19 protein-coding genes and 1 tRNA gene are annotated in these 15,261 nt (G+C 65.7%); 5 read left to right on the forward strand and 15 right to left on the reverse strand.

What is annotated here, in order from left to right; all coding sequences use genetic code 11:
• Window positions 1-1,485: a class I SAM-dependent DNA methyltransferase gene (locus MTY59_RS22840; protein ID WP_250160645.1), complete on the forward strand. Its 1,485-nt coding sequence runs from the start codon at window positions 1-3 to the stop codon at window positions 1,483-1,485.
• Entirely contained in the window at window positions 1,482-2,648 is a 1,167-nt protein-coding gene (locus tag MTY59_RS22845) for a restriction endonuclease subunit S domain-containing protein (protein ID WP_221043170.1), read from the forward strand. The genes MTY59_RS22840 and MTY59_RS22845 overlap by 4 nt, the downstream gene beginning before the upstream one ends.
• A gap of 173 nt (window positions 2,649-2,821) precedes the next feature.
• On the opposite strand, the gene MTY59_RS22850 is transcribed toward MTY59_RS22845, so the two are convergent.
• The 3 genes from MTY59_RS22850 to MTY59_RS22860 form a co-directional block, all read right to left on the reverse strand.
• A complete protein-coding gene (locus MTY59_RS22850) occupies window positions 2,822-3,145 on the reverse strand; it encodes a hypothetical protein (RefSeq protein ID WP_221043171.1) in 324 nt (107 codons plus the stop codon).
• Window positions 3,146-3,248: 103 nt separating this feature from the next.
• Window positions 3,249-3,809 (reverse strand): hypothetical protein, encoded by a 561-nt coding sequence (locus MTY59_RS22855; protein WP_221043172.1) that lies wholly within the window; start codon window positions 3,807-3,809, stop codon window positions 3,249-3,251.
• A 25-nt stretch (window positions 3,810-3,834) separates the two neighbouring features.
• On the reverse strand, window positions 3,835-4,191 hold the full coding sequence (locus MTY59_RS22860; RefSeq protein WP_221043173.1) for a hypothetical protein: 357 nt from the start codon (window positions 4,189-4,191) through the stop codon (window positions 3,835-3,837).
• A gap of 1 nt (window position 4,192) precedes the next feature.
• On the opposite strand from MTY59_RS22860, the gene MTY59_RS22865 reads away from it, so the two are divergent.
• Window positions 4,193-4,375, forward strand: a complete 183-nt coding sequence (locus MTY59_RS22865; protein WP_221043174.1) for a hypothetical protein — start codon at window positions 4,193-4,195, stop codon at window positions 4,373-4,375.
• A 17-nt stretch (window positions 4,376-4,392) separates the two neighbouring features.
• Here MTY59_RS22865 and MTY59_RS22870 read toward each other — a convergent pair whose 3' ends face one another.
• From MTY59_RS22870 to MTY59_RS22890, 5 genes are all read right to left on the reverse strand, one after another.
• Window positions 4,393-4,779, reverse strand: coding sequence for a helix-turn-helix domain-containing protein (locus tag MTY59_RS22870; protein ID WP_221043175.1), 387 nt, complete (start codon window positions 4,777-4,779; stop codon window positions 4,393-4,395).
• Window positions 4,776-4,958, reverse strand: a complete 183-nt coding sequence (locus tag MTY59_RS22875; RefSeq protein ID WP_221043176.1) for a hypothetical protein — start codon at window positions 4,956-4,958, stop codon at window positions 4,776-4,778. Before MTY59_RS22875 ends, MTY59_RS22870 begins: the two co-directional genes overlap by 4 nt.
• 417 nt (window positions 4,959-5,375) lie before the next feature.
• Window positions 5,376-6,626 (reverse strand): AAA family ATPase, encoded by a 1,251-nt coding sequence (locus MTY59_RS22880; protein WP_221043177.1) that lies wholly within the window; start codon window positions 6,624-6,626, stop codon window positions 5,376-5,378.
• Window positions 6,623-6,781, reverse strand: a complete 159-nt coding sequence (locus tag MTY59_RS27535; protein WP_245843052.1) for a hypothetical protein — start codon at window positions 6,779-6,781, stop codon at window positions 6,623-6,625. Before MTY59_RS27535 ends, MTY59_RS22880 begins: the two co-directional genes overlap by 4 nt.
• 194 nt (window positions 6,782-6,975) lie before the next feature.
• Window positions 6,976-7,185 (reverse strand): helix-turn-helix domain-containing protein, encoded by a 210-nt coding sequence (locus MTY59_RS22890; protein WP_245843051.1) that lies wholly within the window; start codon window positions 7,183-7,185, stop codon window positions 6,976-6,978.
• A 363-nt stretch (window positions 7,186-7,548) separates the two neighbouring features.
• Here MTY59_RS22890 and MTY59_RS22895 point away from each other — a divergent pair, with 363 nt between their 5' ends.
• Window positions 7,549-8,691, forward strand: coding sequence for a tyrosine-type recombinase/integrase (locus MTY59_RS22895; RefSeq protein ID WP_221043179.1), 1,143 nt, complete (start codon window positions 7,549-7,551; stop codon window positions 8,689-8,691).
• Window positions 8,692-8,764: 73 nt separating this feature from the next.
• Here MTY59_RS22895 and MTY59_RS22900 read toward each other — a convergent pair.
• The 7 genes from MTY59_RS22900 to MTY59_RS22930 form a co-directional block, all read right to left on the reverse strand.
• Window positions 8,765-8,838, reverse strand: a tRNA-Pro gene (locus MTY59_RS22900).
• A 194-nt stretch (window positions 8,839-9,032) separates the two neighbouring features.
• On the reverse strand, window positions 9,033-10,433 hold the full coding sequence (der, locus tag MTY59_RS22905; protein ID WP_221043180.1) for a ribosome biogenesis GTPase Der: 1,401 nt from the start codon (window positions 10,431-10,433) through the stop codon (window positions 9,033-9,035).
• Window positions 10,430-11,113 (reverse strand): (d)CMP kinase, encoded by a 684-nt coding sequence (cmk, locus tag MTY59_RS22910; RefSeq protein WP_221043181.1) that lies wholly within the window; start codon window positions 11,111-11,113, stop codon window positions 10,430-10,432. The genes der and cmk overlap by 4 nt, the downstream gene beginning before the upstream one ends.
• A 56-nt stretch (window positions 11,114-11,169) precedes the next feature.
• Entirely contained in the window at window positions 11,170-11,913 is a 744-nt protein-coding gene (locus MTY59_RS22915) for a pseudouridine synthase (RefSeq protein WP_221043182.1), read from the reverse strand.
• Window positions 11,913-12,608 (reverse strand): SMC-Scp complex subunit ScpB, encoded by a 696-nt coding sequence (gene scpB / locus MTY59_RS22920; protein WP_221043183.1) that lies wholly within the window; start codon window positions 12,606-12,608, stop codon window positions 11,913-11,915. Before scpB ends, MTY59_RS22915 begins: the two co-directional genes overlap by 1 nt.
• Window positions 12,605-13,420, reverse strand: a complete 816-nt coding sequence (locus MTY59_RS22925; RefSeq protein WP_221043184.1) for a segregation/condensation protein A — start codon at window positions 13,418-13,420, stop codon at window positions 12,605-12,607. The genes scpB and MTY59_RS22925 overlap by 4 nt, the downstream gene beginning before the upstream one ends.
• Window positions 13,417-14,280: a ParA family protein gene (locus MTY59_RS22930; protein WP_221043185.1), complete on the reverse strand. Its 864-nt coding sequence runs from the start codon at window positions 14,278-14,280 to the stop codon at window positions 13,417-13,419. The genes MTY59_RS22925 and MTY59_RS22930 overlap by 4 nt, the downstream gene beginning before the upstream one ends.
• 223 nt (window positions 14,281-14,503) lie before the next feature.
• Between MTY59_RS22930 and MTY59_RS22935 the strand changes: the two genes are divergently transcribed.
• Window positions 14,504-15,259, forward strand: a complete 756-nt coding sequence (locus MTY59_RS22935; RefSeq protein WP_221043186.1) for an O-methyltransferase — start codon at window positions 14,504-14,506, stop codon at window positions 15,257-15,259.
• The last annotated feature ends 2 nt before the right edge of the window (window positions 15,260-15,261 follow it).

The raw sequence follows: 15,261 nt of genomic DNA on the forward strand, positions 1-15,261 counted from the left end.
GTGGCAGCAGGGAAGAAGACGCCGCCAACGGCAACGTCGCCGCAAGCAAAGCTTGCTGCGGTCATCAAGTCTGCGCGCGACCACATGCGGAAGGACGCCGGGCTGAACGGCGACCTTGACCGAATCCCACAACTCGCTTGGCTGCTGTTCCTGAAAGCGTTCGACGGCCTCGAGGAGAGCCGAGAGGTCACCGACGAGAATTTCCGTCCCGCGATCGAGGCGCCCTATCGTTGGCGTGACTGGGCCGCCGACCCGAATGGTCGCACAGGCGAAGCGCTGCTCACCTTCGTGAATGGGGAACTACTCCCATATCTTCGCGGACTCTCCGGCACCGGAACGCATGACCCACGCGACACGCTTGCCGCCGTGTTCAAGGAGACCTACAACCGCATGCTTTCCGGATACTTGCTGCGGGACGTCGTGAACAAGGTCAATGAGATCAACTTCGCATCGTCCGACGACATTCACACGATGGCGCATTTGTACGAGTCGATGCTGCGGGAAATGCGTGACGCTGCAGGCGATTCGGGAGAGTTCTACACTCCGAGGCCGATCATCCGGTTTATCGTGCAGCAAGTCGACCCTAAGCTAGGTGAGGTCGTACTGGACCCGGCCGAGGGCACAGGCGGCTTCCTCGTGGAGTCGCTCGAGCACCAAATGCCGATGGTGACAACGACGAGCCAGCTACGCACTCTGCATAGCAACCTGCGAGGCATCGAGAAGAAACCCCTGCCATTCCTGCTAGGAATGATGAATCTGGTATTGCACGGCGTCGGCCAGCCGAACATCGTCCGCGGCAACGCGCTCGCCGAATCCATCACTCAAATCGGTAAGGCACGCCGGGTCGATGTCGTGCTGACGAATCCGCCGTTCGGCGGCGAGGAGGAGAGAAGTATCCAGGCCAACTTCCCCGCTGACAAACAGACGGCCGAAACCGCCTGGCTATTTCTTCAGCTGGTGATCCGCATGCTTAAGGACGGCGGACGCTGCGGCATCGTCGTACCAAACGGCCTACTCTTCGGTGGCGGCGTCGGGGCTCGAATCAGGAAGCAGCTTCTCGAAGAGTGCAATCTACACACGATCGTGCGGCTGCCGGACGGCGTGTTCTCGCCGTACACCGATATCCCCACGAACCTCTTGTTTTTCGACAAGGCCGGCAGGACGAAAGAGGTCTGGTACTACGAGATTCAGCCTCCGGAGGGCCGCAAGAAGTATTCGAAGACCAAGCCGATGCGCTTCGAGGAGTTTGCCGATTGCCAAGCATGGTGGACGAATCGCGCGGAAAACGAACGGGCCTGGCGAGTGCCTGTCGCTGATCTGGAGTCAAGCGACGACTACAACCTAGACCTGCGCAATCCCAACCGCGCCGACGATCTCGCGCACCGCCCGCCGACCGAATTGCTCGCTGAGATTGTCGAAACGGAACGGTCGATACTTGCCCTTCTGGAGGAGCTGCAGCATGAAGTTTCAGGGTTTCACCCGTGACCGCCGCACTCCGCCGCGTCGGCGACGTCCTGCAGCATGAACGAATTCCGGTCGACCCCGATCCGCAGATCGAGTACGTGAAGATCGGCATACGATCCTTCGGCAAAGGGATCTTCCACTATGAGCCCACACCGGGCGATCAGCTGGGAAGCCTCCGATTCTTCGCATTGCGTCCAAATCGTCTCGTTATCAGCAACATAAAGGGATGGGAAGGAGCGATTGCGGTCTCGACCGAGGCCGATGCGCACTGCGTTGCTTCAAATCGATTTCTCTCCTACACCCCGATCGACGCGCAGATCGACGTCAGCTGGGCGCGCTGGTATTTCCTCAGTGAGCCAGGGATTGAGCAGATACGACGAGCGTCCCCCGGCTCGGCTGACCGGAACCGAACGCTGGCGATTGACCGCTTCGAGTCCCTCGAAATCCCGCTCCCGGCAATCGATGTGCAACGACGAATTGCTGCGCACCTCGATGCCGTCCAGCGACGGGGGGCACATATCGTCGATCTAGCCGCGCGGGCGACCGCACTGACAGAAGCGGCCGTGGTTTCGCTGATGTCTCGCCCAGATCTGTCAGCGTCGCAGAAGGCACACGCGGGTTGGCGCAAAATGCAGCTGGGTGAGCTCCTTACCCTCGATGTTCACGAGGTGGCCGTGAAGCCGACTGCTTCATACAACATTGCGGGCGTCTACTCCTTTGGCCGCGGAGTGTTCTCGCGTGGGTGCATCGAGGGAAACCAAACCAGCTACAAGACCTTGAACCAAATAAGCGCGGGGCAGATCGTCATGAGCCGGCTCAAGGCATGGGAGGGAGCGATCGCCGCCGTTCCCGCGGCCATGAACGGATTCTATGTTTCACCCGAATTTCCAACTTTTACAGTTCATGACAATGCCGTCGAACGAGATTTCGTGGGGTTGGTTGTTTCCACCGAGCCGTTTTGGGCGCAGCTCAAGGGCGCGTCAAAAGGTATCGGCGCCCGGCGCGAACGAGTAAACGCAGCGAAGCTGCTAGAGCGTGAGATAGAGGTGCCGCCGCTAGACGAACAGCGGGCGGTACTGCGATCGATCGCCTCCCTCGACGCGATCAAAACCGCTCGTGAAAACCGTTCGCCACGTCTGTCAGCCCTCTTGCCGGCTCTGCTTAATACGGCGTTCGGCCCGTGACCAGACCACGCACCGGATAAGCCCAGCTCGCCGCCGCGCCGCGGCCGGGCCCCAAAGTCCAGCGCGCGGTGTGGGTACGCCCGAGCGAGGCTCCAAATCGCCCGGTATCTCTCGATATTTTTTTCTGAGGGCAAGGGGGGGCCGCGCCAATGCCATGGGGGGCGACGCGGGGGCTACCCCCGGGTCACCCCGGGTAGGTCTGGTCGGGAGCCGGCGCCGCAGGCTTCGGCAGCACGTAGCAAGTAGGTAGCGAGCCAGCGGGCTTGCTCTGAGCTGAGTTCAAAGTCCCCACCCGTGACGAGGTCGTTGAACTCCGGATAGTAGTTAGCGTGCGCGATAGCTATCTCGGTGCAGCCTCTGGAAGACGAGCGCAGGATGACCGCCACTTCGGTGTCGTCTCGGAGCCAGATACTCTCCCCGCCGACTCGCGGATCGTTGGAGTCGTGAAACATCAAGCTTTCACGGCCAACTTGCATTTCGGTCGGGGTGCTGTTCATCCTTGTGTTCCTTTCACGTGCTGCTAGTTCTATCGGAACTACTTGCTTGGTCATGTTGTGGTGGTTTCGTCGTCTTCGGAGTGGTCTTCGGGCCCTGGCGGGGTTACATGCGCCCGAGCGACGGGCCGATGGTGGCGTACGACAGACCGGCTCCGAACGAGTCGTACTGCTGGAGCTGGGCTAGGTCTATGAGGTCTTCGGCTGCGGCCGGGTGTTGCTTGACGTATTCGGTGACGATGCCGTTCCATCCGTTGGCGAGCGCTCGCGCCAGTATCGCGGCGGCGAGAGTCGCGTCGTCGGAACGCATGGCTGACGCGAATAGCTCTGCTGCGTCGTCGCTTTGGGCGAGCCGCGCTGCTCGGTCTTGAGCGTCGCGGTACGCGATGAGTTGACTGGGATCGGTGCTGGCCACACTCGACAGTCCGAATAACCGCTTCTCAAGCGACTGCCTCTTGGCGGTGATGAGTTCGTTTTCCTTCTTGCGGAGGTCGATGAGCTTGGCGCTCACCTGTGCGTGTTCGGTGTCGAGCTTGGCGCGCTTCCCGATGTCGGTTAGCGTGCGGTCGGCGTCGAGCCGGTCGGTGGTGCTGGCCCACCGGCTCTGAATGCGCTCGGCCTGCTTGCGTAGGTCGTCGATCTGGGATTCGAGCTGTGTGAGAGACATTGCGTGTGTTTTCCTTTCGTGTGGGTCAGGCTGAGGCTCGGCCTGTGGTGGTCAGGTGCCAGAGTTCTTTGGCGGTGTCTGCGATGGGGTGTTCGCCGTCCCAGAGGTTGATGAATGCGTTGACGACGGTGGCCCATCGGTTGTCGATGGCGACGCGTAGGATCGCGACTTGCAGACGGTTGTTGGCTTGGTCAACGGCGCGACCGAAGTCTTGGAGCGCCGCGTTTTCGGTGCGCAGCGCCGCGACTTGCGTACCGACAGAGACTTTTCCGAACAGTCGGCGGTACAGGAATTCGATGCGTTCCGCGGTTGCTCGGGCGGCTTGCTTTTTCTCGGCGTGTTCCACCGCGGCGCGGTCGACGTTCCTGGCGACCCGTTCCACGATGGTCAGCCCACCGAACCGGCTGTCCGCCCCGCTAATCGTTACCACCTCCGAACAAGTTGCGCGCGAACGCAGCTCGGCCGTCGTCGGCTGCCTTGCCGCCGGGTGGCCGGACCAGCTGCATGAGTTCTTCGAGTTCTTCGTCGGGCAGGTCGCGGAGGTACTGCTCGACTCCGAGCCGTAGCCAATCGGTCGGGTTCATTAGCGCTGGTCTACCTTTCGTTCGGCGTACTGGACGACTGTCTGTCGCGGGAAGACCCATCGACCGCCGACGTTGCGACCGCCGATCCTGTCTCGGAAACGATCATCACGGACCCACCTTTCCGAGCAGTGCAGGATTTCGGCGGCGTCTGTGCTGTCGATGAGATCTTCTGCTGCCGATCGTGACGATTGTGGCTGCGGCGCACAAGTTTTGGTTCCGCGGACGGAACTAACGAGGCGGGCATGCACAGTGTCGAACCCGCGCGGAAGACGCGGCAGAGGTCTGCCACCGAAGACACAGCGAGCCATCAGGTCGCGCGTGCCAAAGAGCAGCAATGTCACTTCGGTCGCTGTGAGACCGACCACGATCGGTTCCGTGTCGCTCATCGGCCTACCTCAACGCGGACGACGACGAGGCTGTGCACGCCGATGCACAGCGGGCCGCACGGAGTGAGTTCGGCTTCGGCCAATCGTGCCTGCCCGGCGTTGGGCCAGTACGTCGCTTCGACGGTGACGGGCCCAGTGTCGGTGCTGCGGTGACAGACCAGCGCGGCACAGACGCTCACGTCGCAGCCTTCGCACGATGCCATTCACAGGCTTGGCCTTCTGCCGCTACCCGGATTCGGCAGGGCCGGCCTGCTTGTGTTGACCGGCCGCATCGGTGTGTGCGCCGGCTGATCGTGAGCCGGCGCACGAACTCCAATGGAAGCGGGCCAAGCTGTTCGTGAGCGACGCCGCGGCAAGTGCTGTCGTATCGTTCGGCGGGGTCGCCGATTGCGGAGTGCTTGGCGAGGACCAGGTGCTCGTCACCGGATGCAGTGACGCAGAACGCGGCCCAGTAGTCGGGCCGGCCGGCCGCACATAAGCGGACCGTCCGTTCGTGGTCGATCAGCGCTCCGGGGTGCTCCGTCATGCGGATTCCTTTCGTCCGTTCACCGCTTCCCACCCACCACCCCTATAAGGGGTGGGTGGGAGCGTGATTGCTAATGGCGTGATTGCCGTGATTGCTTGCGTGACGGCTCGTCCTGCACCGTTCTGTTCCTCGTGATGGGGGTGATTGATGCGTGATATTCAGAATCGGCGAACGGCTGCGTGACGTCTCTACCAGCGGTTTCTTCGGATTCGTGAATGGGGCGTGATTGGTTCTCGGCCAGAAACCACGCAGTGCTCTGACGCAGCTCGCCACCGCCCCGGCTGCCCTCGATGCACACCAGCACACCCCCTGCGGCAAGCTGGTCGAGCTTGCGACGGGCCTTCTCGACATCGGCCCGCGTGGGCGCCTGCTTCTCCGTGATAGCCTGCGCGGCGCCCTTAGCCGTCAGGCCATCGACGCCCGCCGCGCGCACCAGCGCGACCAGATCGACGGCGTGGTCGACGGTCATCACGCCAGCCGTTTGGTCGTGCAGCAGCCGGTACGGCCCGACCTCGTCGGCCGGCTGCTTCACGTGCCGGAAGCTGACGATCGGGTCGCCGGGTTCGCCTGCGAGCAGCACCACTGATCCGCAGCCCGACGTCAGCCATGTCGAGCCGTACACGTCGTCGACCGACGGAGCGGCCCGGGGCGTGAGAGGGTTGCGCTTCTTGGGGTGGTGCAACTCCAACATCTGACAGCCCAGAGCTAGCACGTTTTGCCGCGCCCGATTCCACTGCGCGCCAACTCGATCCTCACTCAGGCTCACGGCCGCATCCTTCAGGCTGTCGACCACCACCACGCCCGCGTCGTAGTACTCGACCATCCGCGCCAACGTGCCGGGGTTGGCCGCGAGGTCGCGTGTCGGCGGGCCGCGCCACACTTGTAGACGCTCGGCCAGAACTTGGCGGTCGGCCTCTCCGAAGATCCGACCCGCGGCCCGCGCAATCTGGTTGGGCCGATCCATCGCCAGATACAGCACCCGGCCCACGTCGGCTCTGACCGGCAGCCCGAGCAAGCTGCCGGTGCCCAGCCCAAGAAGCTCCCGCACCAGCGCCAACGCCAACGTTGTCTTACCCAGCCCTTGCCCGCCGGCCAGCATCAACGCCTCACCCGCCGACCAAAGCACCGAGTTATCACGGCCCCAAATCGCGGGAATGCCGGCAGGCGCGTCCAGCACGAACTCGGCACCGCTCACCCCGTACTCGGGCAACTGCACCGTCTCTGCATCCTGACCGACGACAATCACGGCGGGCACCTGGCTGGCCTCGGACTGCAATCGCTCGGCGATCGCGCGGCCCCGAGCCAATAGGTCCTCGGTCATGCGATCTTGCCGCCGGCCGCTTCGAACAGGAGCTCGGCGAGCCTTCGATCGTCACCGCCGCGCCGCGAAAGCGATTGCAGGACATCGGCTTTAAGTAGCGGGACGTAGCCATCCGCGAGCAAGTGCAACGCGGCGTCCCGGCCAGCTTCGACCATCCTGTCTGACGGCGACCGGTCGGTGCAGCGGTGCGTCCACGGATCGCTGCACCCACAATCCCGCGGCTCGACACGGCGGGCCGCTCGGCGGCGGCGTTCCCAGCCGGCCACGCCGCTATGCTGTTGGCAGTCCTCCAGGGGCTTCGAAGCCGCCGATACCTGCCCGGGTCGGCGGCTTTTCCGTTCGTAGATCATCAGACAGCGGCGGCGTCGAGCAGGCCGGCAACGAACGCGTCGACGTCAGCTTGCGGAATCAGCGTTCGCGATCCAATTTTCACGCGGCGCAGCGTGCCGTCGTTTATCAGCTGGTAAACGGTGGTACGGCCGACGTCAAGCTGTTCGCAGACGTTGGGGATGGTGCATAGCTTGCGCAGCGCGGGAGTGAGTTTCGGGTTCTTCGGCACGGTGGGGATTCCCTTCTGAAACGGGAACGCCGAGCTACAGATAGGCCATTTGGGCCTTCTCTGTGCTCGGCTGCCGGTTCAGCGAGTCCGCGTTGCGGGACTCAGCGGGTGGACCCCGGTTCGGGGCGTGCGCCGTTCGTCTCGACTCCTACAATCTCGGCCGGTCCGGGGTTCCCGGTGGGTGGCGCGCCGGTCGAATCTGCCTGTGTAGCAGCGTGTCGCCTGTAAGTCTCGATTAGCGTCGGTGTTCGGTCGTGGCACCGACCGTACCAGACCGCTTAGACGTGCCCCTGTAATCGAGCGAGCGCGCGTGTTCGTGACTATTCTTCTGCGTGCGACCACTTGACCTGTGGAGAGGCGGTTATGGGCACACGACGAGCCGACGGTGAAGGCTCTTACCGGCAGCGGCCAAACGGACTGTGGGAAGCGTCCACCAGGTACACCACACCTGACGGGGAGCGGAAACGGCTCAGCGTGTACGGGAAGACCCGCGCTGAGGCGCGCGGCAAGCTAAACGACGCGCGCAAGCGGATCGCTGAGGGCGCTCCCCCGCGCGACGACAAGCAGACGGTCGGGTCGTGGTTGGAGTCCTGGCGCACGACGGCGCTGCCGGCGTCGTCGCGCAAAGCAACCACTCAGGAGCTTTATGCGAATCTGTGTCGCAAGCACTTGGAAGGCGACGCCAAACTTGCCGCGCTGAGGCTCGACCAGATTCGGCCGACCCACATCGAATCGCTCGTAATGCGTCTGCGCGGCAAGGAGTTATCCGACAGCACCGTTCGACAGGTGTACACGGTGCTGCGGGCCGCGCTCGATATCGCTGTCCGCGACGGACTGCTGGCGGCCAATCCGACGGCGAAGGTGAAGCGTCCCGCTGTCACGCCGAAAGAAGCGCGCTATCTGTCCACCGAAGACGTGCGGCGACTCCTGAGCCATCTGGACGGGCTTCGGTACCGGCTAGCGGTGCTGGTGCTCGCGGCAACCGGAATGCGCCGCGGCGAAGTCGCCGGCCTGCGCTGGGCTGACGTCGACCTGACTAAGGGTGAGTTGACCGTGGCCGGCGTCGTCGTGCGCGTCTCTGGCGCGTTGGCGTGGACGGCGCCGAAGACTGATCGTTCGCGCCGGCGCATCCCGTTGACGACCGGGCTGATCGCCGAGTTGAAGAAGCACCGCAGGACGCAGATCGCCGAGCGCCTGCACGCTGGCGACCAATGGGTCGAAACGGGCGCCGTGTTCGCCACCGAGGGCGGCGGGTGGCTCGACCCGCGCAACCTACTGCGCACCGTCGAGATTGCAGCGGGCAAGGCTGGGATCGAGAACGTCGGCGCGCACACGCTGCGCCACTCGGCGGCCGTCGGCTGGTTGGAGTCCGGCGTCCACATTAAAGCCGCGGCCGACTTGCTCGGACACGCGTCGATCAGCATCACAGGCGATCTGTACGGGCACACCAGCGATGACGCCGCGCGGGCCGCGGTGAAGGGACTCGGCGATGCGCTCGGACTGTGAAGGCGGTATGCAAAGGCGGTACACAATGCAAAGAGTCACCTTCCAAACTCTCGGAAATGCCCTCTGAACTGCGTCGGGCTGACAGGATTTGAACCTGCGACCACTTGACCCCCAGTCAAGTGCGCTACCAAACTGCGCCACAGCCCGCGTGCCGATGCGTGCACCGGCAGCAGGTCGAAAGCCTACCGTAAACGCGCGGCCGACCCGCCAGGCGACCTCCGGGTGGCGGGCGGCAGGCGACCATGCGGTGAAGCGCAATCGCGCTAGCGGCGGCGCTAGCGGAATCGGGAAGCACCTATCGGTCCGAAGAGACCGCCAGCGTCCCGAAAACCCTTACCACCTCAGCGCCGCCTGGCTCCGCGCTTTTCGCGTATCCGCACGTTGATCCGGATCGGCGAGCCCTCGAACCCGAACGTCTCGCGCAGCCGCCGCTCCAGGAAGCGCCGATACCCGGCCTCCAGAAAACCTGTGGTGAACAGCACGAACGTCGGGGGCCGGGCGGTGGCCTGGGTGGCGAACAGGATGCGCGGCTGCTTGCCCCCACGCACGGGGGGCGGCGTGGCGGCCACCACCTCTTTGAGCCACGAATTCAGCGGGCCGGTGGGGATCCGCGCGTCCCACGACGCCAGCGCGGTCTCCATCGCGGGCACCAACTTCTGCAGCGCCCGCCCGGTCTTGGCGGAGATGTTGACCCGCGGCGCCCACCGCAGCTGCACCAATTCGCGGTCGATCTCGCGCTCCAACAGCTCGCGGCGGTCTTCGTCGACCAGGTCCCACTTGTTGAAGGCCAGCACCAGGGCGCGGCCGGCCTCGATGACCATCGACAGCACCCGCTGGTCCTGTTCGGTGAGCGGGTCCGACCCGTCGATCAGCACGATCACCACCTCGGCCGCGTCGATGGCCGAGCGCGTGCGCACCGAGGCGTAGAACTCGTGCCCGCTGGCCTGGCCGACCTTGCGCCGCAGTCCCGCGGTGTCGACGAACCGCCACACCCTGTCGCCCAGCTCGATCAGCGAGTCCACCGGGTCCACCGTGGTCCCGGCGACGTCGTGCACCACCGAGCGCTGGTCACCGGCGAGCTTGTTCAACAGCGAGCTCTTCCCGACGTTGGGCTTGCCGACCAGCGCCACGCGCCGCGGGCCACCGGACGTGGGCGCCACCTCGGAGACCTCGGGCAGCGCGGCCAGCACCGCGTCGAGCAGGTCCGCCACACCGCGGCCGTGCATCGCGCTGATCGCGTACGGCTCACCGAGCCCCAGCGACCACAGCATCGCGGCGTCCGCCTCGGCCTTGTCGCTGTCAACCTTGTTGGCCGCCAAGAAGACCGGCTTGCCCGACCGGAGCAGGATCCGGGCGGCGGCCTCGTCGGCCGTGGTGGCGCCGACGACGGCGTCGACCACCAGGATCACCGCGTCGGCGGTGCGCATGGCCACCGAGGCCTGGTCGGCCACCAGCTGCTGCAGCCCCTTGGCGTCGGGTTCCCATCCCCCGGTGTCCTGCACGACGAACCGGCGCCCGGTCCACAGCGCGTCATAGGACACCCGGTCGCGGGTGACGCCCGGGATGTCCTGCACCACCGCTTCCCGTCGGCCCAGGATCCGGTTCACCAGGGTCGACTTGCCGACGTTGGGCCGGCCGACCACCGCCACCACCGGCGCCGGACCGGCCTCCTCCAGTTCGTCCAGGCCGAATTCGACGGAATCCCAGTCGCTTTCGTCGCTCCACGTGCCGTCTTGACTCACCGCACCGCTCCGCTTCGCTGCTTGACCAGGTCCCGCAGGTGCGAGATCACCTGGGCCTCGGTCATCTCGCTGGTATCGACGACCACCGCGTCCGGGGCCGCCCGCAGCGGCGACACCGCCCGGGTGGAGTCCAGATGGTCGCGCCGGCGCACGTCGGCCAGCACCGCCTCGTAGTCGTCGGCCAGCCCGGCCGCCACGTTCTGATCGTTGCGCCGCCGCGCCCGGGTCTCGGCCGACGCGGTCAGGAAGATCTTCACGGGAGCGTCGGGCAGCACGACTGTGCCGATGTCGCGGCCCTCGACGACGACACTGCCCGGGCCCTCGGCCATTTCGCGCTGCAGGTCGACGAGCCGGGTGCGCACGGCCGGAACCGAGGACACCGCCGACACCGAGCCGGTCACCCGGTCGCCACGGATCTCCGTCGAAACATCCTCTCCGCAAAGGAAATAACGGTCGCCGTCGGGGCGATAGTCGATCGACATCTGCACCGTTTCCGCCGTGTGCGCAACGGCCTCGGCGTCGGCCGGGTCGATGTCGGCGCGCAGCACGGCCAGCGTCACCATCCGGTACATCCCGCCGGTGTCCAAGTAGCGCGCGCCGAGCTCTTGCGCCAATCCCTTTGATACCGAGGACTTTCCGGTGCCCGCCGGGCCATCGATGGCCACCACGATGTCGCTCACAGGCTGATGGTTCGCTGCACTCGCATCACTCGCTGCGCTCGTTCTGCTCGTTCCGCTCACAGGCCCACCGCTTTGTACAGCTGGCCGATCTCATGATGAGCCAGCGCCCGGAAGGTGCCCGGCCGCTGCTTGCCCAGCGAGACCGGCCCGATGTCGGTGCGCACCAACGACTCCACCGGGAATCCCGCGGCCGCCAACAGCCGGCGCACGATGCGATTGCGCCCCTCGTGCAGCGTCACCCGCACCAGCGTCTTGCCCGGAATGGCGTCCACCACCGCGAACTCGTCGAGTTTGGCCGGCCCGTCGTCCAACTCGATGCCGGCACGCAACTTCTTGCCGAGCCCACGTGGCACCGACCCGGTCACCGTCGCCAGGTATGTCTTGGGCACCTCGTGGGAAGGGTGCATCAGCCGGTGCGCGAGCTCGCCGTCGTTGGTCAGCAGGATCAACCCTTCGGTGTCGGCGTCCAACCGCCCGACGTGAAACAGGTTCTTGTTGCCGCGAACCTTGCGCTCGACCAGATCGCCGATGCACGGTCGCCCGCGGTCGTCGGACATGGTCGAGTGCACGCCGCGCGGCTTGTTCAGGGCCAGATACACCTGCGAGTCGTCGAGCACCACCCGGGCGCCGTCGACGCGGATCACCGCGGAGTCCGGGTCGACGCGGGTGCCCAGCTCGGTCACCACCTGGCCGTCCACCTCGACGCGGCCGTCGATAATCAACTTCTCGGCGGCCCGCCGCGACGCAATTCCGGCTTGGGACAACACTTTTTGCAGCCGGATCCCCTGATCTTCGTCCATCAATCCTGGTCCACGTCGAACGTCAGCGACTGGCCGGACGATTGACCGCCGGACAATTTGATGAAACGTGGCTCGCTGTCCAGGGATTCGCTGAGGTCCTCGATCGTATCGACGTCGGGAAGCAGCGGCGCGATGTCCGGAAGATCCGCCAACGAGGTCAGCCCCAGCCGCTCCAGGAACAGGTCGGTGGTGGCGAACGTCACCGCGCCGGTGTCCTCGTCGGCGCCGGCCTCGGTGATCAGACCCCGCGCCAGCAGCGTGCGCATCACGGCGTCGACGTTGACACCGCGCACCGCGCTCACCCGCGCGCGCGTCACCGGCTGGCGGTAGGCGACCACGGCCAGTGTCTCCAGCGCCGCCCGGGTCAGCTTGGACCGCGCGCCGTCCAGCAGCAGCTTCTCGACATAGGGCGCAAACCGGGCGCGGGTGTACATCCGCCACCCCTCACTGTTCCGGCGCAGATCGATGCCGCTGTCGCGCTCGGTGAGTTGCTCGGCCATCTCCTGCAGCTTGGTGGCGATCCGGTACACCGGCTGCTGGGTGGCCGACGCCAGCGCCTCCGCGGTCACCGGGGTGTCCACCACCAACAGCAGCGCCTCGAGCACGGAACCGAGCTCCTCGGACTCCATGGGCGCGACTTCGGCGATGTCCGGGATGCCTGAATCCAGGTCGATCTCGGGCAGTTCTTCAGTCATTCGTCCCGCACTTCTACCAAGGCTTCACTGGCCGGACGTTCCCCGGTCCACGAGATTTGGAGCACGCCAAGCGGCTCTGACTGGTCGAATGCTACCGCCCGGGACCGATACAGTTCGAGCAGCGCCAGGAAGCGCCCGACCACCTCCATCGACGCCTCACAGTCGGCGACCAGGTCGGAGAACGTCGCCCACGCCCCGCTGCCCCGCGCTTCCAGGATGGCCAGCAGCTTCTTGGCCTGCTCGGGAACCGAGACCTGGACCTGGTGCAGGTGCGCGACCGACACGGTCGGGACGGGCCGCGGGCTGAACGCGATCGCGGCGATCTGGGCGAACCGTTCGGCGTCGACACCGATCATCACCTCGGGCAGCAGTTCGGTGAACCGGTCCTCCAGCGACACCGAGCGCGGGTAGCTGCGCAGCGCCGTGGCCTCGAGTTCGGCGAACATCTCGGCGACGTGCTTGAATGCGCGATACTGCAGCAGCCGGGCGAACAGCAGGTCCCGCACCTCCAGCAGCGCGAGGTCTTCGTCGTCGTCGACTTGTCCGGCGGGCAGCAGCCGCGCCGCCTTCAGGTCCAGCAGGGTCGCGGCGACCACCAGGAACGCCGTGGTCTCCTCCAGCTCCAGCTGTGGACCGATTTCGCGGGTGTAGGCGATGAAGTCGTCGGTGACCTGGTGGAGCGCCACCTCGGTCACGTCGAGGCGATGCGCGAAGATCAGCTGCAGCAGCAGGTCGAACGGACCCTCGAAATTGGTCAGGCGGACCTGGAAGCCGTTCTGCTGTGGCGCCTCACCGGTTTCGGTCGCGTTCACGCGCCGAATCGGTCAATGAACTCACGGGCCAGCGCGCGATAGGCGACGGCCCCGGTGGATCGCGGGGCCCACGTGGTGATGGGTTCGCCGGCCACGCTGGTCTCCGGGAACCGGACGGTCCGGGTGATCACGGTGTCGAACACCAGATCCCCGAAGCGCTCCACCACCCGGGCCATCACCTCGCGCGAGTTGACCGTGCGCGGGTCGTAACGGGTCAGCAGGATCCCGCTGATCTCGAGCTTCGGATTCAGCCGGTCGCGCACCTTGTCGACGGTGTCGGTCAGCAGCGCCAGCCCGCGCAGCGAGAAATACTCGCACTCGGTCGGGATCACCACGCCGTCGGCGCAGGCCAGGCCGTTGACGGTGAGCAGCCCCAGCGACGGCTGGCAGTCGATCAGCACGTAGTCGTAGCGGTCCAGCACCGGGTGCAGCGCGCGGCCCAGTGTCTGCTCGCGCCCCACCTCGTTGACCAGCTGGATCTCGGCGGCCGACAGGTCGATGTTGCTGGGCACCAGATCCATGTGCTTGACCCGGGTCTGCAGCAGCACGTCGTCCATCGACACCCGCGGCTCGACCAGGACGTTATGGATCGTCTTTTCCAGCTCGTAGTGCGGGACGCCCAGGCCGGCGGACAGCGCGCCCTGCGGGTCCATGTCCACCAGCAGCACGCGGCGGCCGTACTCGGCGAGCGCGGCACCCAGGTTGATGGTCGACGTGGTCTTCCCGACGCCGCCCTTCTGGTTGCACATGGCGACGACTTTGGCCGGGCCGTGCGAGGTGCGCGGCTGTGGCTCCGGGATCGCCCGCGGCGGCCGCCCGGTCAGACCGAGCTCGACGCCGTTGTCCGGCTGCTCGGTCATGGCGGGGGTGTTCGGGAAGTGAACATCGTCGAAAAGTCTAACGGGTTCGCCGCGCGAAACTCGGCAACCCGCAGGCAATTAACCAGCCAATACGGGCAAAAATCGATGGTAGAACGCACATCCCGACAGCCTATTCACTCCAGTCACAGCAGCACCACTTTCCGACAGTTGTGCGGCCTCGCGGCGGGGCCGGCGGCATCGCCACCCGCCTATCGTGGCGTCCATGAGCCTGAAGCGACGGATACCTCTACTGCGTTGGTCGGTCTGGCGCATGGCCACCGGGAATCGCAACATCACCACGACGGGCCAGATCGGTGACGGGCGCGAAGCGGCCGCCGTCGAGTACGTGCTGGCGAACGCGCGAGCCGGCGACATCGACGACGTGCTGGCCACCATCGACAAGTTCGCCTACCAGAAATCGCTGCTGATCAACGTCGGCGACGAGAAGGGGCTGCTGCTCGACGCCGCGGTGCGCCGCGCGAATCCGGCGGTGGCACTGGAGTTGGGCACCTACGTCGGATACGGCGCGCTGCGGATCGCCAGGGCGGCCCCGAACGCCAAGGTGTACTCCGTCGAACTCGCCGAGGCCAACGCCGCCAACGCCCGCCAGATCTGGGTGCACGCCGGCGTCGCCGACCGGGTGACGTGCGTGGTCGGCACCATCGGCGACGGCGGGCGCACCCTGGACGCGCTGGCCAACGAGCACGGGTTCGCCGAAGGCACACTGGATTTCGTGTTCCTCGACCACGACAAGGACGCCTACCTCGGAGACCTGAAGAGCGTCATGGAGCGCGGCTGGCTGCATCCGGGCTCGATCGTGGTCGCCGACAACGTCCGGGTGCCGGGCGCGCCGAAGTACCGCGAGTACATGCACCGCCAGCAGGGCAAGCGATTCAACACCGTCGAGCACAAGGCGCACCTCGAGTACCAGACGATGCTGTCCGACCTGGTGCTGGAGTCCGACTACCTCGGCGACTGAGC

This window comes from Mycobacterium senriense (assembly GCF_019668465.1).
Classification (GTDB): domain Bacteria; phylum Actinomycetota; class Actinomycetes; order Mycobacteriales; family Mycobacteriaceae; genus Mycobacterium; species Mycobacterium senriense.